Source organism: Streptomyces sp. NPDC059851 (genome assembly GCF_042732005.1).
Taxonomy (GTDB): Bacteria; Actinomycetota; Actinomycetes; order Streptomycetales; family Streptomycetaceae; genus Streptomyces.
This window is the reverse complement of record NZ_JBHWJJ010000005.1, coordinates 1-21,349: the sequence shown is the minus strand read 5'-3', so window position 1 is coordinate 21,349 and position 21,349 is coordinate 1. Positions and strand designations below refer to the sequence as shown.

General features: G+C 74.4%; 20 protein-coding genes. 6 read left to right on the top strand and 14 right to left on the bottom strand.

Annotated features, from left to right (window positions below; translation table 11 throughout):
- Positions 1–23 precede the first annotated feature (23 nt).
- A complete protein-coding gene (locus ACFV7Q_RS02425) occupies positions 24–1,739 on the top strand; it encodes a GAF domain-containing protein (RefSeq protein WP_385422718.1) in 1,716 nt (571 codons plus the stop codon).
- Here the strand turns inward: ACFV7Q_RS02425 and ACFV7Q_RS02420 are convergent, their stop codons facing one another.
- Entirely contained in the window at positions 1,740–2,264 is a 525-nt protein-coding gene (locus ACFV7Q_RS02420) for a pyridoxamine 5'-phosphate oxidase family protein (protein WP_385422716.1), read from the bottom strand.
- A gap of 115 nt (positions 2,265–2,379) precedes the next feature.
- Entirely contained in the window at positions 2,380–2,703 is a 324-nt protein-coding gene (locus ACFV7Q_RS02415) for an STAS domain-containing protein (protein WP_385422714.1), read from the bottom strand.
- Positions 2,704–2,978: 275 nt separating this feature from the next.
- On the opposite strand from ACFV7Q_RS02415, the gene ACFV7Q_RS02410 reads away from it, so the two are divergent.
- Positions 2,979–3,683 (top strand): response regulator, encoded by a 705-nt coding sequence (locus tag ACFV7Q_RS02410; protein WP_385422712.1) that lies wholly within the window; start codon positions 2,979–2,981, stop codon positions 3,681–3,683.
- 34 nt (positions 3,684–3,717) lie between these two features.
- Here the strand turns inward: ACFV7Q_RS02410 and ACFV7Q_RS02405 are convergent, their stop codons facing one another.
- Together ACFV7Q_RS02405 and ACFV7Q_RS02400 are read right to left on the bottom strand one after the other, a co-directional pair.
- Entirely contained in the window at positions 3,718–4,617 is a 900-nt protein-coding gene (locus tag ACFV7Q_RS02405) for a universal stress protein (protein ID WP_385422710.1), read from the bottom strand.
- A 263-nt stretch (positions 4,618–4,880) separates the two neighbouring features.
- Entirely contained in the window at positions 4,881–5,174 is a 294-nt protein-coding gene (locus tag ACFV7Q_RS02400; protein WP_385422708.1) for a hypothetical protein, read from the bottom strand.
- Positions 5,175–5,383: 209 nt separating this feature from the next.
- On the opposite strand from ACFV7Q_RS02400, the gene ACFV7Q_RS02395 reads away from it, so the two are divergent.
- A complete protein-coding gene (locus tag ACFV7Q_RS02395) occupies positions 5,384–5,869 on the top strand; it encodes a CBS domain-containing protein (protein ID WP_385422706.1) in 486 nt (161 codons plus the stop codon).
- Positions 5,870–5,925: 56 nt separating this feature from the next.
- Here ACFV7Q_RS02395 and ACFV7Q_RS02390 read toward each other — a convergent pair whose 3' ends face one another.
- The 7 genes from ACFV7Q_RS02390 to ACFV7Q_RS02360 form a co-directional block, all read right to left on the bottom strand.
- Entirely contained in the window at positions 5,926–6,537 is a 612-nt protein-coding gene (locus tag ACFV7Q_RS02390; RefSeq protein WP_385422704.1) for a hypothetical protein, read from the bottom strand.
- A 146-nt stretch (positions 6,538–6,683) separates the two neighbouring features.
- On the bottom strand, positions 6,684–8,393 hold the full coding sequence (locus ACFV7Q_RS02385) for a SulP family inorganic anion transporter (RefSeq protein ID WP_385422702.1): 1,710 nt from the start codon (positions 8,391–8,393) through the stop codon (positions 6,684–6,686).
- Between the two features lie 172 nt (positions 8,394–8,565).
- Entirely contained in the window at positions 8,566–9,015 is a 450-nt protein-coding gene (locus tag ACFV7Q_RS02380; protein WP_385422700.1) for a universal stress protein, read from the bottom strand.
- Positions 9,016–9,127: 112 nt separating this feature from the next.
- Complete coding sequence (locus tag ACFV7Q_RS02375) at positions 9,128–11,533, bottom strand: glycoside hydrolase family 65 protein (protein WP_385422698.1); 2,406 nt, start codon at positions 11,531–11,533, stop codon at positions 9,128–9,130.
- A complete protein-coding gene (locus ACFV7Q_RS02370; RefSeq protein ID WP_385422697.1) occupies positions 11,530–12,285 on the bottom strand; it encodes an HAD family hydrolase in 756 nt (251 codons plus the stop codon). Before ACFV7Q_RS02370 ends, ACFV7Q_RS02375 begins: the two co-directional genes overlap by 4 nt.
- Positions 12,285–12,968, bottom strand: a complete 684-nt coding sequence (locus ACFV7Q_RS02365) for a helix-turn-helix domain-containing protein (RefSeq protein ID WP_385422695.1) — start codon at positions 12,966–12,968, stop codon at positions 12,285–12,287. The genes ACFV7Q_RS02370 and ACFV7Q_RS02365 overlap by 1 nt, the downstream gene beginning before the upstream one ends.
- Before the next feature lie 5 nt (positions 12,969–12,973).
- On the bottom strand, positions 12,974–14,050 hold the full coding sequence (locus tag ACFV7Q_RS02360) for a zinc-dependent alcohol dehydrogenase family protein (protein WP_385422693.1): 1,077 nt from the start codon (positions 14,048–14,050) through the stop codon (positions 12,974–12,976).
- 231 nt (positions 14,051–14,281) lie between these two features.
- On the opposite strand from ACFV7Q_RS02360, the gene ACFV7Q_RS02355 reads away from it, so the two are divergent.
- Positions 14,282–15,706, top strand: a complete 1,425-nt coding sequence (locus tag ACFV7Q_RS02355; RefSeq protein WP_385422691.1) for an MBL fold metallo-hydrolase RNA specificity domain-containing protein — start codon at positions 14,282–14,284, stop codon at positions 15,704–15,706.
- Between the two features lie 14 nt (positions 15,707–15,720).
- Here the strand turns inward: ACFV7Q_RS02355 and ACFV7Q_RS02350 are convergent, their stop codons facing one another.
- Positions 15,721–16,911: an acyl-CoA dehydrogenase family protein gene (locus ACFV7Q_RS02350; protein WP_385422689.1), complete on the bottom strand. Its 1,191-nt coding sequence runs from the start codon at positions 16,909–16,911 to the stop codon at positions 15,721–15,723.
- Positions 16,912–17,200: 289 nt separating this feature from the next.
- Here ACFV7Q_RS02350 and ACFV7Q_RS02345 point away from each other — a divergent pair, with 289 nt between their 5' ends.
- On the top strand, positions 17,201–18,058 hold the full coding sequence (locus tag ACFV7Q_RS02345) for a hypothetical protein (protein ID WP_385422687.1): 858 nt from the start codon (positions 17,201–17,203) through the stop codon (positions 18,056–18,058).
- Positions 18,059–18,188: 130 nt separating this feature from the next.
- On the opposite strand, the gene ACFV7Q_RS02340 is transcribed toward ACFV7Q_RS02345, so the two are convergent.
- Both ACFV7Q_RS02340 and ACFV7Q_RS02335 read right to left on the bottom strand, forming a co-directional pair.
- Positions 18,189–19,028 (bottom strand): class II fructose-bisphosphate aldolase, encoded by an 840-nt coding sequence (locus ACFV7Q_RS02340; RefSeq protein WP_385422686.1) that lies wholly within the window; start codon positions 19,026–19,028, stop codon positions 18,189–18,191.
- A complete protein-coding gene (locus ACFV7Q_RS02335; RefSeq protein ID WP_385422684.1) occupies positions 19,025–19,936 on the bottom strand; it encodes an SIS domain-containing protein in 912 nt (303 codons plus the stop codon). The genes ACFV7Q_RS02340 and ACFV7Q_RS02335 overlap by 4 nt, the downstream gene beginning before the upstream one ends.
- 209 nt (positions 19,937–20,145) lie before the next feature.
- On the opposite strand from ACFV7Q_RS02335, the gene ACFV7Q_RS02330 reads away from it, so the two are divergent.
- Positions 20,146–20,925: a DeoR/GlpR family DNA-binding transcription regulator gene (locus ACFV7Q_RS02330; protein ID WP_385422682.1), complete on the top strand. Its 780-nt coding sequence runs from the start codon at positions 20,146–20,148 to the stop codon at positions 20,923–20,925.
- Positions 20,926–21,349: the final 424 nt, after the last annotated feature.

The window sequence follows — 21,349 nt, the reverse complement described above, 5'->3', positions numbered from 1 at the left end:
TGGTGGGGGATTCGTTGTCCCAGATGCCGAAGATGCGTCTGGACGAGCTGCTCGACGAGCTCCAGGCGCGGATCGACGCCGCCCGCGGCACGCGCGACCGCGTCCACAGCCTGCTGGAAGCCGTCGTGTCGGTGGGACGGGAGCTGGAGCTGTCCCAGGTCCTGCGCCGCATCGTGGAGGCCGGCGCGCTGCTCGTCGACGCCGAGTACGGGGCCCTCGGGGTCATCGGCCCGGACGGCAGGACGCTCTCGCAGTTCCTGACCGTGGGCGTGTCCGACGAGGAGATCGCCCGGATCGGGCCGCTGCCGGCCGGCCACGGCCTGCTGGGGGAGGTGATCCGGCACCCGGAGCCGCTGCGGCTGGCCGACATCGGCGCGCACCCCTCCTCGCACGGCTTCCCCGCACACCACCCGCCGATGCGCACCTTCCTGGGCGTGCCCATCCGGGTGCGCGAGGAGGTGTTCGGGAACCTCTACCTCACCGACAAACGGGGCGGTCAGGAGTTCGACACGGAGGACGAGTCGGTCATCACCACCCTGTCGGTGGCTGCCGGCGTGGCCATCGACAACGCCCGCCTGTACGAGGGCTCCCAGCGCCAGCAGCACTGGCTGCGGGCCAATGCCGAGATCACCGGGAGCTTGCTGTCCGGGAGTTCGCGCACCGAGGTGCTCCAGCTGATCGCGCGCAGGGCGCAGGACATCACCGGCGCACGGGCGGCCGAGATCGCCACCGCGCTGCCCGGGACCGAGGGGCTGCTGGTGGAGGTTGCCACCGGAGCGGGCGCCGAGGCCCGCCAGGGGCTGGTCCTGCCCATCGAGGGCACGATGGTGGGCGCGGCGCACACCGAGGGTGCCCCGGTGTCGAGCCCGAGGGCAGCCACCGACCGGCGGTTCGAAGCGGATCCGGCGCAGGACCGCGCCGAGGGCCCGGCGGTGGCGGTGCCCCTGGGCACGGGCGGCGCGCCCGCGCGCGGGGTGCTGTTCCTCGGCCGGGCGGCGGGCCAGCCCGTGTTCAGCGACGGCGAGCTCGAACCGCTGTTGGCCTTCGCCGGGCAGGCGGCGCTCGGCCTGGAGTTGGCGGACCGGCGGCGGGACGCCGAGCAGATCGCCCTGTTGGAAGAGCGCGACCGCATCGCCCGCGACCTCCACGACCTGGCCATCCAGCGGCTGTTCGCGACGGGGATGACCTTGCAGAGCGCGGCCCGGCTGGTGGAGCACGGCGGGGCGGCGCAGCGGCTCGGCCGGGCCGTGGACGACCTCGACGAAACCATCAAGATCATCAGGTCGACGATCTTCGGGCTGCGCACCAAGGACCGGGACGGTGCCGGCGGTGCGGGGCTGCGGGCCCGCGCGGCGCGCGCGGTCGGGGAGGCTGCGACCCTCCTCGGGCATCCCCCGCGGCTGAGCATGGAGGGCCTGCTCGACACCGACGTGCCCACTGATGTGGCCGACCATGTCGTGGCCGTGCTGGGGGAGCTGCTCAGCAACGCGGCGCGGCACGCGCACGCCAGTCGGGTCGGGGTGTCGCTCAAGGCGGGCGGGGGCGAGGTCGTGCTGTCCGTGTCGGACGACGGCGTGGGCATCTCCGAGCAGGGACGCCGCAGCGGCCTGGCCAACCTGGACGAGCGGGCCCGCAGCGTGGGTGGCGCGTTCCTGATCGAATCGCCGTCCGAGGGCGGCAGCCGGCTGGTGTGGCGGGCCCCGCTGCACAGGGATCCGGCCTCGGCGGAGCTCGGCTGATCAGCCGGCCGCCCCGGCACGCGGGGCCGTACCCGGCTCCGCGGCCGCACGGGGGTGCCCGTCCGCCCCCCGCTCCGGGGCCGGGTAGTGCTCGAGCCGGAAGCCGGTGACCAGGTCCGGCCGGATGCGCACGACGCGGCAGGGCTCCGGGCCGAGCACCCAGGGCCGCAGCAGGTCCTCGTACGCGGCCGCCTGCGCGGGGTCGGTCACCGGGCGGGCGTAGCCGGTGACGACCACGCTCCAGCCGAGGCGGCTGCGGGCGTCGATGTCGTCCGTCTCGTAGGCGACGACGACGCCCGCTCCGTCGGACGGCGCCGCCAGCGCGGCGAGCGCGCCGCCGTCGTGCACCCGCAGGACGATGTCCTCGCCGTCCAGGAGGTGGTTCACGGGGCGTACCGCGGGGAGTGCGTGCCGGGTGAAGACGACCCGCCCCAGGGGGACCGTCCCGAGCAGGCGCAGGGCCTCGCCCCGGTCCAAGGGCCGCATGCGGCGCGCACCCTCCCCGTCCACTTCGTGTTCCATCATGCGCACCTGCGGTCCGAAGGAGATCGATCTGCTGCGTACTGTGCTCGTACGTGAACCAGCAGCGTCACCCGGACCGCGGGCGCGGCACCAGGGCCGAACGGTCCTCCCTAGGGCCTCACCGCCAGCCGCAGTACAACTCCCGGTCCGCACCGACCACCCGCAGCGACTTGGCCAGCAGCGGCGGCACGCCCTGGAGCAGGAGCCGCGCCCCGGTGCGCGCGCACCGCCGGTGCAGGCGCAGGAACATGTCGATGCCCGAGCTGTCGCAGAACGCGAGCCCGGACAGGTCGAGGACCACGTCCCCGCCGCCGTCGGCGACCCGTGCGAGTCTCGGCTCGACGGCGGCGACCGTGTGCACGTCCAACTCGCCCACGACGGCGACCCCCGCCCCGTACTCGTCCCGGACGACCGTCCTGAGCGCGATCATCGTCCTGCCCATGTGCCCCTCTCCCCTCCTACGTCACCGTGGCCGGCCGTGCCCGTTCGGGACCCGGCGGTCAGGTCGACCCCACCACATCAGCCGCGCAGACGGAGGCGTAAGGTCCGCATGCCCCGCACCAAGGGCCGAAGGTCCCGAAGTCCGGGATTCCGGTCGCACACGGGCCCGTACCGCGCTAACGGGAGGGCCGATCGGCCCTGTCGGACGACCCGCCGCCCGGGGCAGGATGCGAGTGCGCGCGTACGCCCGGTACACGCCCGACCGAGGAGCAGAAGATGACCGACAGCGGTGTCCCCCACCCGGCGGAGGAGCCGATCAGCGTCTTCCTCCTCGACGACCACGAGGTCGTCCGCCGTGGCGTGCACGACCTGTTGGACGCCGAGCCGGACATCCGCGTGGTGGGCGAGGCGTCCACGGCCGAGCAGGCGCTGGTACGGGTCCCCGCGCTGCGCCCGCGGGTGGCGGTGCTCGACGTACGGCTCCAGGACGGCGACGGCGTCAGCGTCTGCCGCGAACTGCGCTCCCGGATGCCGGAGCTGTCCTGCCTGATGCTCACCTCGTTCGACGACGAGGAGGCGCTGCTGGACGCCATCATGGCCGGCGCCTCCGGGTACGTCCTCAAGCAGATCAGCGGGACGGACCTGGTGACCGCGGTCCGTACGGTGGCCTCCGGCAAGTCGATGCTCGACCCGGGCGCCACCGCGCGCGTGATGGCCCGGATGCGGGGCGAGGTGCCGCAGGAGGAGCAGGTGCCGGGGCTGCCGGGGTTCACGGACCGGGAGAAGGAGATCTTGGTGCTGGTCAGCGAGGGCCTGACCAACCGTGAGATCGGCAAGCGGCTCTACCTCGCCGAGAAGACGGTCAAGAACATCGTCTCCCGCCTGTTCATCAAGCTCGGCGTCGACCGGCGCGTCCAGGCCGCCGTGATCGCCAGCCACACCCTGGTGCCGTCCAGCCGCCAGCCCGGCCGCCCCGCCTGACGGCGGCGGTCAGCGGCCCGCGCGGCGCGGGAGTTCAGGACTGCGGCACCACGGCCACGGGGCACCGTGCGTGGTGCAGGACCGCGTGGGCCGCCGAACCGATCCTGCTGCCGATGGGCCCCCTACGGGTGCGCCGGCCCACGACCAGCAGCGACGCGGCCCCCTCCGCCGCGGACAGCAACACCTGCCCGGCACTGCCCAGCTCGACGTGCTCCACCACCGGCACCTCGGGGTACTTCTCGCGCCACGGCTCCAGCGCCCGGCGCAGCGCCGCCTGCTCGTACTGCACGAGCCCGCCGTCCTGGTCGGAGATCCACATCGATCCGGGGCTGTACGCGTAGATGGACGGCAGGTCCCAGGCGCGCACCGCCCGGACGGAGGCCCCGCGCGCGGCGGCCGCCTCGAACGCGAAGCCCAGCACGTCGTGGCTGTCCTCGGGGTAGCCGTACTGGCCGACGACGACCTCGCCCGGCCCCCCGTCCGGTCCCGCGTCCGGTCCGCCGTCCGGCTGGTCCGCGGTGGCCGCCCGCACGGAGACCACCGGGCAGGCGGCCTCGCCGATGACCTGCTGCCCGTACGATCCCAGCAGGAAGCCGAGGACCGGGCCGTGCCCGCGGGTGCCCAGGGCCAGCAGCTCCGCCTCCTCGGCCTCCCGCAGCAGGGCGGGCACCGGAGCGTCATGGACGACCTCGGTGACGATCCCCAGCTCCGGGTGGCGCACGGCGACCTCGTCGGCCGCGGCGTGCAGGACGGCGTCCGCGCGCCGGGCCTCCTCGTCCCGGTCCTGGGCCATCGGCAGTGCTGCCGGCTGCCACAGCCAGGCATGGACCAGGCGCAGGCCCAGGCCCCGCCGGGCCGCCTCGGCCGCCGCCCACCGCGCGGCGGCGCGGCTCTCCGTGGATCCGTCCACTCCGACGACGATGACAGGTGTCACGGCTCCGCCCTCCATACTGTTCGGTTGCGGCTTCGGTGTGCGGCACCGGGGCCGCCCGATCCCACTCTGGCGCGCCGCCACGCGCCGGCCGAAGGGCCGACCGGCCCTCAACCGGGGCCGGTCGGCACCCGGTGCGGCTACGCACCGCCCCGGCAGGGTCTCCACGGAACAGGCCGGGGACCGCGATGACCGACGCCTCGCGAGCGCCCCGCCACCGCACCGCCCTCCTGCGGCGGAGCCGGTCAGCGGACGTGACGGGGGGCTCAGGCGACGGGGGTGGTCGGCCACGGGGTGAAGGGCACCGCCCCGCCCGTGCGCACTGCCTCCACCGCCCTCTGGTGCACCGTCCGGCTGGCCTCGGGGCTCGGGCAGGCCACGGGGCTGCCGGCCAGGGCGTACCACTCGGACGCACCCGAGTACTGCACCGTGATGTGGGCCCTTTCCTGCTCCCACGTGGTGTGCACCGTCAGTTCACCGGTGAGGGCGCCGGCTGCGTCGGTGAGCACACCGCCCGGGCCGGCGTACACCCCTGGAGTGGTCCATTCTGCGGATGCCATGTCAGATCACCTCTGGAAGGTTCTGTTCTGGTCTGGTCGGCCTGGACGCCGTATGCGGTGTCCGTCCCCTGGAACTCCATGCTGCGGCAGCACGGACGGACGGCACAGGGCCGTGCGGCCCCGAGCCGGCCCGCTCGGCCCTGCTCCGGCCGGGCCCGCACCGCCCGCGGTGGGTTTCCGCAGGGGCGCTGCCCGGAAGGATCCGGACCATGAGGGTCTCCGCATCGAAGGTGTCCGCATCACGAGTGTCCGCGGCGAAGGTGTCCGCGTCCATGTCGGCGCCGGCGGTCGCCGTCGCCGCCGGGACCCCGATCGACGAGGTCGCCCGGCGCATGGACGGCCACGGCGTCGGCTCCGTGGTCGTCACGGAGGGCGAGGAGGTGTGCGGCATCGTCACCGACCGGGACCTCGCCGTCCGCGTCGTGGCGGCGGGCGCCGACCCGGGCGGGGCGGTACGGACGGTGATGTCCTCCCCCGTCGTCACCGTGGACGCCGGGGACGACATCCACACGGCGTACCGGCTCTTCCGGAACACCGGTGTGCGGCGCCTCCCCGTACTGGACGGGGGACGCGTGGTGGGCGTGCTGACGGTGGACGACCTGCTGATGGACGTGTTCCAGCGGGTGGCGGACCTGCTGGGGCCGGTCGCCTGGAGCGTCCTCGCGGAGCCTCCGGGCCCGCCGGACGCCGCCTAGCACCACGTCGACCCGTCGACCGGCCCGCACCGGACCGGACCGGCGCGCGTCCGCCCTCAGTCGTCGTCCGCGCCCTGCTCCGGGCGGGCGCGCCCGGACCAGTACGGCTCGACCCGCGCCCACTCGCGATCCCACTGGCGCAGGCTGCCCGCCTCGATCCGGCGCAGGCGTACGGACACCAGGCCGCCGGCGCCCAGGACGATCGCGGCGAGGGTGCCCGCGGCCGCGGCGATCGCGTCGAGGGTGATCGCTTCCTCGGTGCGCGGCGGCCTGAAGGACACGTCTCCCGCGTCGTCCACCCAGATGGCGACGGCCTCGCCGACGGGTGTGCGGGGAGGGACGGGGACGAGCCCGGTGTGCACGCGGGAGCCCGGATACCGCCAGGTGGCCCGGGCCGAGGCCGAGGGCGCACCGGCCGCGCGGACAGCCTCCGGCCCCACCGGCTCGGCCACGGTGGTGGCCGTGATGCGGTGCAGGATCCGGGCCCGGGCCTCGGCGGCGCGCTCGCCGGCGGCGTGCACGGCCGTGCCGACACCGATCGCGCAGACCACCGCGAGTACGCAGGCCAGCGCGAAGACGGCATGCCAGCGGGCGCGGGCACGGTCGGCCCCCCGCCGCAGCGGGTTGGCCCCCGCACCGGCACCCCCGGCGGGCGGCCGGCAGGACATCGTGCACCTCCGGGGTGTACCTCCTCTCCCACTGTGCTCCGCTGCCGCCGCCCGGGCCACGCAGCGGCGCGACCCGGCCGCCGGGGGCCGGGATCCCGGGCGTGGAGCAGCCTGCGGGCGCGGCGGCGCGTTCCGCGGGGCCGGTCTCAGGTGGTGCCGGCCGGATCGCTGCCCGTCGTGCCCCGCCAGGTGCGGTAGGCGGCGACGGCGGTGGGGAGGGTGGCGAAGATGCGGTCCTCGCCGACCGCCGCCGTGAGGCCGTACGCGTCGAGGGGGTCACGGAGGTCCTGCTTGACGCGGGCGAGGGCGAACACGATGCCCCGGTCGGTGAGTTCGGCGCGCAGGGCCTCGACGGCGTCGAGGGCGGTGATGTCGACCTCGACGTTGGCCTCGGTGTTCAGGACGAACCAGTGGACGGGCCCGTCCTGCGCGTCGACGGCGGCCAGGGCCCGGCGGCGGAAGTCGTCGGCGTTGGCGAAGAACAGCGGTGAGTCGTAGCGGTAGACGAGCAGGCCGGGAACGGTGCGGGCGGTCGGGTAGTCGTCGACGTCGTGCATGCCGGCCAGGCCGGGGACGATGCCCTGGACGGCGTCGTGCGGGCGGGCGACCCGGGTGAGCAGTTCGGCGACGGACAGGGCGACGGCGACGAGGACGCCGTACAGGATGCCGAGGGCGAGGACGCCGAGCGTGCAGCCGACGGCCAGGAGGAGCTCGCGACGTCGGAACGCGGCGAGCCGACGGAATTCGCCCACCTCGACCAGCCGCAGGGCGGCGTAGACGACGATGGCCCCGAGGGCGGCGGACGGGGTGTGGGCGAGCAGCGGTCCGAGGAAGAGCAGGACGGCGACCACGCAGACGGCCCCGACGAGGGAGTACACCTGGGTGCGGCCGCCCGCGGAGTCCGCGAGGGCGGTACGGCTGGCGCTGCTGCTGACGGGGAAGCCCTGCAGGACGCCGGCGCCTAGGTTGGCCGCGCCGAGGCCGAGCAGTTCGCGGTCCGCGTCCAGGGGCCGGGGGTCGTCGCGGCGGGCGAAGGCCCGCGCGGTCAGGACGACGTCCGAGTACCCGACGAGGAGCACTCCGAGGGCCGGCAGGACCAGGCCGGCGCAGTCCGACGGGCTGGGCAGGGCGAAGCCCGGCAGCCCGGTCGGAACGGCGCCGATGACGTCGATGCCGTAACGGTCGTCGAGGCCGAACCCGGCGACGACGGCCGTGGACAGGGCGAGGACGACGAGCGGCCCGGGCACGCCGCGCCCCAGCAGGGGCAGGACGAACAGCAGGACGAGGCATCCGGCCGCCAGGACGGCCGTCGGCCGGTTCACGTCGCCGAGGTGCCGCAGGAACGAGAACAGTTGGGGGAAGAACCCCGACCCGCTGCTGCTCACCCCGGTGAGCTTGGGCAACTGGTCCACGATCATGATGCAGGCGACCCCGGCCATGTAGCCGACGAGCACGGGCCGGGAGAGCAGGTCCGCGAGGAAGCCGAGCCGGAGGGCCCACGCGACCGTGCACAGCACACCGACGACGACGGCCAGGGCTGCCGCGAGGGCCGCGTACCGCGCGGGGTCGCCGCCCGCGAGCGGGGCGACGGCCACGGCGGTCATGAGGGCGGTGGTGGACTCCGGTCCGACGGACAGCAGCCGGGACGACCCGATCAGGGTGTAGAGGGCCATGGCGGGAAGGACGGCCCACAACCCGGTGACCGGCGGCAGCCCCGCCACCCCGGCGTAGGCCATGACCTGGGGCACGAGATAGGCGGCGACGGTGACCCCGGCCAGCAGGTCGCCGCGCAACCAGCTCCTGCGGTAGCCGCGCAGGACGGGTGGCAGCGCAGCCTTCGTTCCGTGCTCCGGCATGGCACCTCCGTGGACTCCGGGCGGGCGGGCGCGTGCCGCACCATCCTTCCCGCCCCGGGGTCACGGGGACAGGAGGCGCACGCCCGCCCCCCGGTACGAGGGGCCCGCACACCGCGCCGCGCGGCGGGGTGATCGCCATTGCCGGGGCCGTGCGGGCCGAACTGCCCGCAGTTCAGTCGTCGGTCGCGTCCGGGCGGACGATGGTCACCGGGCACGGGGCGTGGAGCGCCACCTGCTGGCTCACCGAACCGAGCAGGGCCCGACGGAAGCCGCCGTGTCCGCGACTGCCCACGACCAGCACGTCGGCCCCCTGTGCCGCGTCCACCAGGACCTCGGCCGGGTGGCCGTGCACAAGGCGCTCGTGCACCAGGGCGGCACCTTCCTCGCCGAGTACCGTGCGCACCTCTTCGACCAGACTCCGTTCGGCCTCTTCCTCGTCGAACGTCGCGTCCACCGCCGGGGCCGACCACGACGATTCGCCGGGGACCTCCCAGGCCGTGACCGCCTCCACCTCCCCGCCGACGAGACCGGCGTACCGCACCGCCCAGCGCAGGGCGGCCCGGGAGGAGGACGACCCGTCGACGCCCACCACGATCCGCGGAGCCTCATGCTGCGTGCCCATGTCCTTCACCCCTTCCGGCGCTCTCCCTCCAGCGTGGGCGGGGCACTGGCGCACCGCCATGCGAGGGGGCCGACGGTGAACCGTGGCCGCGGGTGAGCAGGGGCGGGCCGGGTCAGCCTCCCGGCAGGCGGAACCACCGTTCCCGGCCCGCGGCGACCAGCTCCCGCCTGCCGCCGGGAAGGACCAGCGGAACCGGGCCGAGGAGGGACGGCGGGACGCGGATCCCCAGCCGGCCCGGCCGGAACCGGATGCGGACGTCCCGGTGCCCGAGGTACGAGAGGGAGAACGCGGAGCCGGGGACCTCGGAGAGCGGCACCGGGTCGATGTGCAGCCCGTCCGTGCCGGGGGCGAGCCCGGTGATGCCGCGTTCGACGAGGTCGAGGGTGCCGGCCATGGCGCCGAGGTGGATGCCTTCGCCGGTGGTTCCGCCCTGGATGTCGGTGATGTCACCGATCAGGGCTTCCTGGCAGTACCGCCAGGCGTCCGCGCCCTGCTGCCGGGCGAGGACCCGGCCGTGGACGAGGCTGCTGAGGGTCGAGCCGTGGCAGGTCCGCCGCAGGTAGTACGCCACCGTCCGCGCCCACAGCGCGTCGTCGAGGGCGTAGCCCAGTCGGGTGAACAGTCGGACGAGTTCCGCAGGGCGGAAGAGGTAGCCGAGCATCAGGGTGTCGGCCTGTTTGGAGGCCTGGTAGCGATTGGGTGTGTCGCCCTCGGCCTCCAGGACGCGGTCCAGGCGGCGGATGTCGTGGTAGCGGGCGCGGTACGCCTCCCAGTCGAGCTCGGCGAGGTCGCCGTAGCCGTGGAACTGGCTGATGACGTCCCGGTGGAAGGGCACGTACATGCGGTGCGAGAGCTCCTCCCACCGTCCGGGGTCGTCGGCGCCGAGGCCGAGCCGTGCCAGGAGCTCGGCGCGCCGGGCCTCCGGGAGTTCCCCGTACAGGTCGAGGGCGCGGGCCAGCACCCAGGCCGCGGTGACGTTGGTGTACGCGTTGTCGTCGATGCCGGGGGCGGCGGCGTCCGGGTAGGCGTCGTGGTATTCGTCGGGGCCGACGACGCCCCGGATCCGGTAGCGGCCGAGGCCGGCGTCCCAGGTCGCGGCACTCGCCCAGAAGTGAGCTATGTGCAGGAGGAGTTCGGCTCCGGGGCCGTGCATGAAGCCGGTGTCGCCGGTGGCGAGGCCGTACTGCCACACGTTCCAGGCGACGGCCGAGCCCACGTGGCGCTGGAGGTGCGAGTGGTCGGGCAGCCAGCGGCCGGAGCGCGGGTTCAGGTGCAGCAGCTGCGTCTCCTCGCTGCCCGAACTGCCGCTCTGCCAGGGGAACATGGCCCCTCCCGCGCCGGCCCGGCGGGCCGCCTCCCGGGCCGCGGGCAGGCGGCGGTGCCGGTACATCAGTAGGGCGCGGGCGGTCTCGGGGAAGTGCAGGGCGAGGTAGGGCAGGACGAACAGCTCGTCCCAGAAGACGTGGCCCCGGTACGCCTCCCCGTGCAGACCCCGGGCGGGCACTCCGGCATCGAGCTCGGCGGTGTGCGGCGAGAGGGTCTGCAGCACGTGGAAGGCGTGCAGGCGCAGGATCCTGCCGGTCTCACCCTCCACTCTCAGCTCCCCGTCGTTCCAGATCCGTTGCCAGGACGTCCGGTGGGACGCCAGCAGGGACGCGAAGTCCGGGGCGTGCCCGGCGTACTCGATGCCGCGCCGCACGGGATCGGCGAGGGGACGGTCGAGCGAGGCGAACAGGGCGGCCGTCTTCACCACCACGGCCGGCCGCGCCCGCCTGACCGGGAGGAAGACCGTCTGCGTGGCGGCGGTGGCCGTACACGCCCCGTCCATGGCCACCAGGGGCCGCACGGTGGTGCGGACGGCGAGCCCGACCCGTACGTCGGAGGCCGATGTGCGCAGGGACAGCCAAGCCGTGCCCGTCGCCTCCACCCCGGCCCGGTGCACGACGAGATGACGTCCGTCCAGGGCGCGGTAGCGTTCCACACCGGTGTTGGCGACGTCGCCGTCGAGCGGGGCGACGACCTCGATCCGGCCGCTCCAGCCGTACGCGCGGAAGACGGTGCGCTGCGCGGCGAGGTGCGGGTCGCCCATGTGGACGAGGCGGGTGTGGGTGACCCCGAGGCGGCGGCCCTCGGCATCGTGGAAGAGCATGCGACGGGTCAGCGTTCCGGTGCGCAGGTCCAGCGAGACGCGGTGGTGGCGCAAGCTCGGGTGATCGGGGGCGAGCCAGTCGCCGGGCGGTGCGTCGTCGGGCAGGCAGCGGTAGCGCAGGGCGGTCCAGTCCGGCAGCCGGACCAGGTCCTCGTTGACGACCGTGCGTCCGGCGACGGCGGAGGTGAGGCGGTTGTAGCAGCCGGCCAGGTAGGTGGCCGGGTAGTGGACGCCGTCGGCGGTGCTCTCGGGGGCCGAGCCGCGGGTGGCGAAGCGGCCGTTGCCGAGGGTGCACAGGGACTCGGCCAGCCGTTCGGTCACGGGGTCGTAGCGCGGGTACTCCCACCGCCAGGAGGTGCCGGTGTTCACGGCCGGCCGCCGGCGAGCACGGTGGGCAGTCGGCCGAGGTCGGGCAGGACGAGGTGGGCGCCGTGCGCGCGCAGGGCGTCCGCGCCGTGCGGGTCGCCGTCGCGGTCGATCCCGACGACGAGGCGGAAGCGGCCCCGTCGTCCCGCCTCGACGCCGGGGAGTGCGTCCTCCACCACGGCGGTGTGCTGGGGGCCGGCACCGAGCCGGTGGGCCGCCTCCAGGAAGAGGGCCGGGTCCGGCTTGCCCGGGAGCGCCAGCGCGTCCGCGTCCTCCCCGTCCACCAGGGCGCCGAACAGGCCGTTGAGCCCGGCGGATTCGAGGAGGGAGCGGGCGTGCCGGGAGGCCGAAGCGGCCGCGCACCCTACCTGCATCTCCCTCAGGTGCAGGAGCGCGGGCCGTACGTCGTCGAAGACCTCCACGCCTTCGGTCCGCACCCTTGCGGAGAAGATCTGCTCCTTGCGGGCGGCGACCGCGTGCACGGTGGTGCACCCCGGCGGATCCTGCGGGGTGCCGCCGGGGAGCTCGATGCTGCGGGCCGCGAGGAAGGCCCGTACGCCGTCGAGCCGGGACCTGCCGTCCACCAGGTCCCGGTAGTCGCGGACGGCGTCGAAGGGGCGCGGCCGTCCACCGGGGCGCCGCCCCCACCGCGGGAGGCAGCCGTCGAAGGTCTCCTTCCACGCGGCGGCGTGGTGGGCCGCCGTGGCCAGGAGGACCCCGTCCGTGTCGAAGACGACGGCGCGCACGGCGTCCATCAGCCGTGCACCACGCGACGGCCGGTGAGCCGTACGGGGGTGAGCTTCATCCAGTGGGTGCGTCCCCCGCCCGCCCAGGGGCCGGACCGGGCCTCGGCGTTCAGGTGGCGGAGTTCACCGGCGTCGGTGACGGCCGTGAGTGCACCGACGGCCAGTACGCTCCAGCCCTCGGCGGTCACGTCGTCGATGCGGTCGATCTCGAAGGCGGCCTCCGTTCCCGCGGCCTTGGCGGCGGTGGCTACCTCGGAGGTGCGGAAGGCGATGCCTGTCCCCGCGACCAGGTAGTTGACGGGGAGGACGGCCAGGCCGTCGGGGGTGAAGACGGCGATGCGGCCCACGCCGTGCGTGCCGAGCAGCCGCTGGCATTCGGCCTCGTCCAGCGGTACGAGCGCGGTGTCGCGCCGTGCGGTGGACCGGCCGGGGACCCGTTCGGCGGCGGCACCGGTCAGGTCGTCGACGGTGATGCCGAGGGCGTCGGCGACGCGGACGAGGGTGCCGATGGACGGCGAGGCCGCGTGCTCCTCCAGGTAGGCGATGTAGTTGGCGTCCGCTCCGCATTGCCGGCCCAGCTCCTCTCGGCTCAGGCCGAGGGACTCGCGGCGGGCCGCCAGGCGGCGGCCCAGGTCGGTGCGTCCGGTCGTCCCGACGGACGGCTGGTGCGGGGTGCGCGGGGTGCTGTTCATGGCGATCACTGCTCCTGGGGAGGCACGGCCACCGTGTCGTGCTGCGGTCCGCCGAGCACGACCTTGAGGGCGCCCGTGTCGCCGGCGCGGGAGAAGACTTCGTACGCCTCCTCCATCCGGTCCAGCTCGAAGCGGTGGGTGACCATCCTGGCCACGGGGAGCCGGCCCGCGGCCGTCATCCGCAGCAGCATGGGGGTGGAGTGGGTGTCGACGAGGCCGGTGGTGAGGGTCACGTCCTTGATCCACAGGTCTTCGAGGTGGAGGACGGCCGGCTTGCCGTGGACGCCGATGTTCGCGACCCGGCCACCGGGACGGACCATGCGGGTGCACAGCTCGAACGCCTCGGGCACGCCCACGGCCTCGATCACCACGTCCGCACCGAGCCCCTCGGTCAGGTCCTCCACCAGCTGCTCGGGCTCCTCCCGTGCGCTCGCGGTGGCATCGGCACCGAACTCACGGGCGGCTGCGAGCCGGGAGGCGGTGAGGTCGACGGCGATGGTCCGGTACGGGCTGTAGAGGCCGGCAGCGGCGATGGCGGCCAGGCCGATGGGGCCGGCGCCGACCACGACGACCGTGTCACCGGGGCGGACGTCGCCGTTGAGGACGCCCACTTCGTACGCGGTCGGGAAGATGTCCGCGAGCAGGACCGCCTCGTGGTCGGCGAGGGCGCTCGGTAGCGGGTGGACGGACAGGTCCGCGAAGGGGACGCGCACGTATTCGGCCTGGGTGCCGTCGATGGTGTGGCCCAGGACCCAGCCGCCGCCCCCGCGGCACTGGCCGTAGCGGGCCTGCCGGCAGAACCGGCAGCGGCCGCAGGCCGAGATGCACGAGATGAGCACGCGGTCACCGGGGCGGACGGTACGGACGTCGCCGCCGGTCTCGACGACGGTGCCCACGGCCTCGTGGCCCAGGACCCGGCCGGGCGCCACTTCGGGGACGTCGCCCTTGATGATGTGCAGGTCGGTGCCGCAGATGGTGACGGCGTCGACCCGGACGATCGCGTCGGCGGCGTCCTTGATCGACGGGTCCGGAACGTCCTGCCAGCTGGTTCGTCCGGGCCCCTGGAAGACGAGTGCCTTCATGGCGCGCCTTCTCTCTGTCTGCTGTGCGGGTTGCGGGGTGCTGTGCGGAGGAGTACTGCGCAGGGTTCACCCGTCAGACTGTGCCCGGGTCGCCCCGCCCCGCTCGGGCCGGTCGGCCCCTCGGCGGGACCGGTCGGTCCCCTGCGGGACGGACCGGTCGGTCCCCTGCAGGAGGGGCGTGCCGGTGGGATGGTGGAAGCCGGCGTCCGTTCCGAAGGGAGGGCTGCTGCCATGCCCCGGTCAGCGCCGTTCTCCGCCGCCCCGGCCCGCCCGGCCCTGCTGTCCTTCCTCGGCGGTGTGCGGACGGTCACCGGTAGCAAGTTCCTCGTCGAGAGCGACCACGCCCGGATCCTCGTCGACTGCGGGCTCTTCCAGGGTGTCGCGGACCAGCGCCGTCGCAACCGGGCCGAGCTGCCCTGCGCCGCCGCCGACATCCACGCCGTCGTCGTCACCCACGCCCACCTGGACCACTGCGGATACCTGCCGCGCCTGGTCCGGCACGGCTTCCGCGGCCCCGTCCTGGCCACCGCCGCCACCGCCCGCCTCACCGAGATCGTGCTCCGCGACAGCGCCCGCCTCCAGACGGAGGCCGCCGAGCACGCCGACCGGCACGGCTGGTCCAAGCGCCGGCCGGCCCAGCCGCTCTACGACGATGACGACGTCGACCTGACGGTGAAGTTCCTCGACCCGGTCCCGGTCGGCAGCGAGGTCGAGGTCATGGCCGGGACGCTCCTGCGACTGCACCACGGCGGCCACATCCTCGGCTCCGTCTGGGCCCACCTGACCCTGGAGGACGGCCACACCCTGGCCGTCAGCGGCGACCTGGGCCGTCCCGGCCACCCGCTGCTCCTCCCGCCCGAGCCCTTCTCCGGCGCCGACGTCCTGCTCCTGGAGTCCACGTACGGCAACCGCCGCCACGACCAGGAGCGCGGGCAGCGCACCTTCGCCTCGGCGATCGCCCGGGCGCTCGCGCGGGGCGGAACGGTGGTCATCCCGGCCTTCGCGATCGACCGCACCGAGGTCGTCCTGCACGAACTCGCCGCCCTGCGCGGCGACGGCACCCTGCCCCGCCACGTGCCCGTCTACGTCGACAGCCCCATGGCCCTGGCCGCCCTCGACGTCTACCGCGGCGCCGTACGGGCCCGCTCCCCCGAGCTCCGGCCCGAGGTCATCGCCCGCGGCGGGGCCGCGATCAGCCCGGAGCCCTTCCTGGCCGCGCGCACCGTCCAGGAGTCGATCGACATCAACGACACCACCGGCCCGGCGGTCATCGTCTCCTCCGCCGGCATGGCCACCGGCGGCCGCGTCCTGCACCACCTCCACCGGATCCTGCCCGACTCCCGCAACGCCGTCGTGACCGTCGGCTTCGCCACCGAGGGCACCGGCGCCCGGAGCCTGGTGGACGGCGCCCGCACGCTGAAGATGTTCGGCGAGGACGTTCCCGTACGCGCCGAAGTCGTCGACGTCCCGCACTTCTCCGCACACGCCGATGCCGACCAGATCCTCGACTGGCTGCGCGCCGCCCCGGCCCCGCACGCCACCTACCTCGTCCACGGCGAGGAGACCGCCGCCGAAACGCTCCGGGACCGGATCGACGCCGAACTCGGCTGGACGGCCGTCGTACCCCGGTCCGGCGAGGCGGTCCTGGTCCGCTGAGCCGGCCGCCGCCGTCAGCGCCGGACGCGGGGCATGCCCAGGCCGATCCAGGAGATGATCTCGCGCTGGATCTCGTTGTTGCCGCCGCCGAAGGTGAAGATGACCGCGCTGCGGTAGCCGCGTTCCAGTTCGCCGTGCAGGACGGCGCCCGCCGATCCGTCCTTGAGGGGGCCGGCGGCGCCGACCACCTCCATCAGCCAGGCGTACGCGTCCCTGCGCGCCTCGGAGCCGTACACCTTGACGGCGGAGGCGTCCTGCGGGGTCAGGGTGCCGTCCTGGACCGCGCTCACCATCTGCCAGTTCAGCAGCTTCATCGCGTCGAGCCGGGCGTGGGTGCGGGCGAGGCGGCCGCGGACCCAGGACAGGTCGATGACGCGGCGCCCGTCCGCGAGCTTGGTCGCGGCCGCCCAGCGCTGGACGTCGTGCAGCGCCCGGATCGCCATGGTGCCGTGGGCGGCGAGGGTGACCCGCTCGTGGTTGAGCTGGTTGGTGATCAGTCGCCAGCCCTGGTTCTCCTGCCCGACGCGGTGACCGGCGGGGACGCGGACGTTCTCGTAGTAGCTGGCCGTGGTGTCGTGTGAGGCGAGTGTGTTGATGAGGGTGCAGGAGTAGCCGGGGTCGCTCGTCGGCACGAGGAGCATGGTGATGCCCTTGTGGGCGGGGGCGTCCGGGTCGGTGCGAACGGCGAGCCACACCCAGTCGGCGGTGTCCCCGTTGGTGGTCCACGTCTTCTGGCCGTTGACGACGTACGTGCCCGTCTCCTCGTCGCCCTCGCGGACGGCCCGGCATGTGAGGGCCGCGAGGTCGGTGCCGGCGTCGGGCTCGCTGTAGCCGATGGCGAAGTCGATCTCGCCGGAGAGGATCCTCGGCAGGAAGTACGCCTTCTGCTCGGCGGTGCCGAACCGCATGAGGGTGGGCCCGACCGTGTTGAGGGCCATCAGCGGCAGCGGGACGACGGCCTGTGCGGCCTCGTCGAAGAAGATGAACTGGTCCACGGCCGACATGCCGCGCCCGCCGTACTCCTCGGGCCAGCCCACCCCGAGCCAGCCGTCGGCACCGAGCCTGCGGATCGTCTCCCGGTAGAACCGCTTCTGGGCCGCCGGGTCCGCGTAGCGGGCGTGGACGTCCTGCGGTACCAGCTCGGCGAAGTAGGCGCGCAGCTCGCTGCGCAACTGCTGTTGCTCGGGCGTGTATTCGAGGTGCACGGCCCCTCCGGGTTGTTCCGCTGTCGGGTGGTGCGGCGCGGCCGGCCGGGCGGCCGCCGGCCGGCGCAGGGCAGAGTAGAACCTGTTTCAAGAATCTGGAAGGGTCCGGGGCTCGGGGTCTGGCCGTGGACGTACGGCAGATGATCGCGGACAGCGGGATCGTCCGGCCTCCGAGCCCCTGGTCGCCTCCGCCCAGGCCGCGCTCGCCGCGCTGAACGCCTGACAGGCGGGACCGCCCTGCCGGACAATGGCAGGTCGGTCGGGTCGGGGCGCGCAACCGGAGGACTCAATGGGCACGGACAGGACGGGTAGGGACCGGGACGAGGCGTGGCGGCGCGAGTTCGCCGGGCGGGACCGGATGCCGGAACCGCGCCCTGCGGACCGGCTGCCGGCCGGGCCGGCACGACGGCCACCGGAGGCCCGGCCCACCGCCCGGGCGGAGCAGCCCGAGGGGCTGACCCAGATCCACGAGCCCGGGCCCCTGCCCGTCGACCCGGAGCTGCCCGACCGGGACGCCTGCTGGCAGCGGCTCCCGGACGACGCACGGGCCAAGACCCTGGAGAAGGCCGGCACGGTCCTGCTCTGGTGGGCCCACCTCACCGAAGACCGCGCCCCCTTCGCGGTGGTGCTCGGCGACCGCGGGCTCTGCCGGCTCCTGCCGGCAGAGCCCGAACGACCCGCCGGGCGGCTGCGGAACATGCTGTCCACCAGCCCGGCCCGGGAGTACCGGGGCGAACGGGTACGGCTGGAGCCCGGGACCCTGCGGAGCCGCTCCTTCGACGGAAGTCCGCCGGCAGCAGCGGCGGCTGCGGGCGGCCTGACCGTCCCCGGCCGGGCCGGATCACCGGTGGAACGGCTCGCCCTGGACCCGGCGGAGGCCCAGGACGTCCTCGGTCATTTCCCGCTGGACGTACAGGACTTCCTGCAGCGCCCGTTCCTGTCCGGCAAGCGGTCCGTCCGGGCCGACTGGTACTACTACGAGACGGTGGAGCCCGAGCACACGGCGCTGTTCCTCGTCATGTGCCTCACCGACGAACGCCACGTCACGGCCATCGAGGCCCGGCGGACCCTCGCCCACGGCGCGGGCCCGGACCGGGCCCGGTGGCACGCCATCACCTGCCACGGGGCCCGGCTGGTGCGGCGCTGAGCCGCGGGCGGGGCGGGGCCGGCCTCGTCCGCGGGTCAGCGGGGCACGCGGATCACCGGGCCAGCGGGCCAGCGGGCCAGCGGGCCAGCGGGCCATCAGCAGGTCACCGGGTCATCACCGGGTCAGCGGGTCACCGGGTCAGCGCGGCGATCATTGCCACCGCCGTCGCCGTCATCGCCGTACGGGCCGCCGTCAGGTACGGGCGCGGGTCCGCCGGAGTGAGGTGGGCGCGGATGGCCCCCGTCATGGCCAGGTTCAGCGCCGTACCGATGTTGACCTTCCGGATGCCGCCGGCGACGGCGGCTGCGAGCTCCGCGTCCGGCAGCCCCGAGGAGCCGTGCAGCACCAGCGGCACGTCCACGGTCTCGGCCAGCCGGGCCAGCAGCGCGTGGTCCAGGGAGGCGGTACGGCTGGTCATCGCGTGGGTGCTGCCGACCGCCACCGCGAGCGCGTCCACCCCGGAATCGGCCACGAAGCGGCGGGCATCGTCCGGGTCGGTACGGGCGCCGGGCGCGTGCGGATCCAGCGGCGCCTCCCCGTTCTTCCCGCCCACCTCCCCCAACTCGGCCTCCACCCATAGACCGTTGGCGTGCGCCCAGTCGGCGGCGGAGCGGGTCGCCGCCAGGTTCTCCGCGTACGGCAGCTGCGCGGCGTCGTACATCACCGAGCTGAAGCCGGCGTCCACCGCCTGCCGCAGCAGATCGGGGCTCTTGACGTGGTCGAGGTGCAGGCCGACCTTCACGGCGGCGACCTCCGCGCACGCGGCGGCCGCCCGCGAGATCGGGAGCAGCGCCCCGCCGCGGAACTTCACCGCGTTCTCGCTCAGTTGCAGGATGACGGGCACGCCCGCCTGCTCCGCGCCGGCGACGACCGCCTCGGCGTGCTCCAGCGTGATGATGTTGAACGCGGCGACGGCCCGCCCGGCGGCGGCCGCCTCCGCGACGAGGTCACCGGCTGCGGCCAGACTCATCGGACCGCCTCCTCGCCGGAGGTGAGGACCACCGAGCGGGTGAGGTTCCTCGGCCGGTCCGGATCCAGCTCCCGGCGGGCGGCGACGGCGAGGGCCAGCCGGTGGACCCGTACCAGCTCGGCGAGCGGGTCGAGCCGCCCTGCCGGCACCCACGCGCCACCTGCTGCCCGCACCTGCTCGGCCAGCCCCTCGGGGGCCGCACCCAGGCACCAGGTGAGGGTGCCGGGGCCGGTGATGCTGACGGGGCCGTGCCGGTACTCCATCGCCGGGTAGGACTCGGCCCAGGAGAGCGACGCCTCCCGCATCTTGAGCGCCGCCTCGTGCGCCAGGCCGACGCTCCAACCGCGGCCGAGGAAGGTGAACTGGCCGTGCTCCGAGAGCCGTTCGGGCAGCGGCTCGGCGAGGGCGGTCCGCGCGTCGGCGACCGCGGCGGCGGTGTGCCGTCCGACGTGGGCACGCAGGAGGGTCAGGGCGGTGGTCGCGAAACGGGTCTGCACGACGGACTGCTCGTCCGCGAAGTCCAGCACCACCAGCTCGTCGGCGAGGCCCATCACCGGCGTCGCCGGGTCCCCGACCACCGCGGTCGTGGGCACGCCCGCGTCCCGCAGCCCGGCCAGCAGGTCCAGCACCTCCGTGGTGGTGCCGGACCTGGTCAGGGCCAGGACCCGGTCGTAGCGGCGGTGCAGCGGGAACTCCGAAGCGGGGAACGCGTCGGTCTCACCCTCCCCGGCCTCCTCGCGCAGCACGGCGGCCGCCTGCGCCATGTAGTACGAGGTCCCGCACCCGACGATCGCGGTGCGCTCCCCCGGTTGCGGGAGCACCGCCCGCCGGACCGGGGCCAGTTCGACCGCCCGCTCCCAGCACTCGGGCTGGGTCCCCAACTCGTACGCGACGTGGCTCTGGCTCATGACGGCTCCCTGGCCCGGCTTGTGCACTCGCTCGCTTTATGACGTCCTTGCGGATTCCTGCACGCTATCGGGCATTTTCACGCAACTTCAAGCATCTCGGGGGTGATGGGCTGGGCTAGTGTCGGGGGGGAAGAAGGGTGTGCGGTCGCCGAGGGACGGACGGCTGACCGGCACGAGGAGCGCCGGAGGGGGCGAACGCCGTGGGGTCCATGACCCGGAAGGAGCGCTGGCAGACACTGCTGGACCTGCTGGTGGAGCGGGGCGAACTGGAGGTCGAGCCGGCGGCGGAGGCCCTCGGCGTCTCCGCCGCGACGATCCGCCGCGACCTCGACCGGCTGGCCGAACAGCAGCTGCTGGTGCGGACCCGCGGAGGGGCGGTGGTGCACGGCGTCTCGTACGAACTCCCGCTCCGCTACCGCACCTCCCGCCGGGCCGCCGAGAAACACCGCATCAGCGAAGCGGTGGCCGCCCTGATCGCGCCGGGCGAGGTGATCGGCCTGACCGGCGGCACCACGACCACGGAAGTGGCCCGGGCCTTGGCGGGGCGCCGGGACCTGGCGACGGGCTCACCGGCGCTGACGGTGGTGACGAACGCGCTCAACATCGCGGGAGAGCTCGTCATCAGACCGCAGTTCAAGATCGTCCTGACGGGCGGGGTGGCCCGCTCCCAGTCGTACGAGCTGACCGGCCCGCTGGCCCAACAGGTGCTGGGCCAGCTCACGGTGGACACCGCCGTCGTCGGCGTCGACGCCTTCGACCCCACCGATGGCGCAGCGACCCGGCACGAGGACGAGGCCGCGATGAACCGCCTCCTGTGCGAACGTGCCCGCCGGGTGGTCGTCGCGGCCGACTCCACCAAACTCGCGGTCCGCGCCTTCGCCCGCATCTGCCCGACGGAAGCGGTCCACACCCTGGTCACGGACACCGGCCTCCCCACCCCGGTGGCAGCCGCCTTCGAGGCGGCGGGGGTGGAGGTGCTGCGGGTGTGAGGGGGCGGGGGGCGAGGGCGGGGGGGGCGAGGACGGGGAGGCGGGCGGACCCGGTAACGCCGGGCGGGGGGAAGGTGGCAAGGCGAAGGCGGGCTTCGTACTGCCGGGCGGTGGCGACGAAGGCGGGCAGACGAAAGCGGACTTCGTGCCGCCGGGCCGGGAAAGCGAAGGCGGGCGAACAAAAGCAAGCTTCGTAACGCCAGGCGGAGGCGACGGCGCGGGAGGCCCGCACCCGGGGTCGGGAGGGTGTCCCCCCGACCCCGCCCCGCAGCGTGCCCCAGCCGCGCGCGTTCCGCTCGGTGATGCGTGCGGCTGTCACGCGCCCTAGTTGTTCTGTCCCGGGAGGTTGTGGACGGGTGATGCAGGTCTCGGTTGAGGGATCTTGAAATGGGTGAGGGCCTTCTGGCCTGGTGTGGATTGCGAC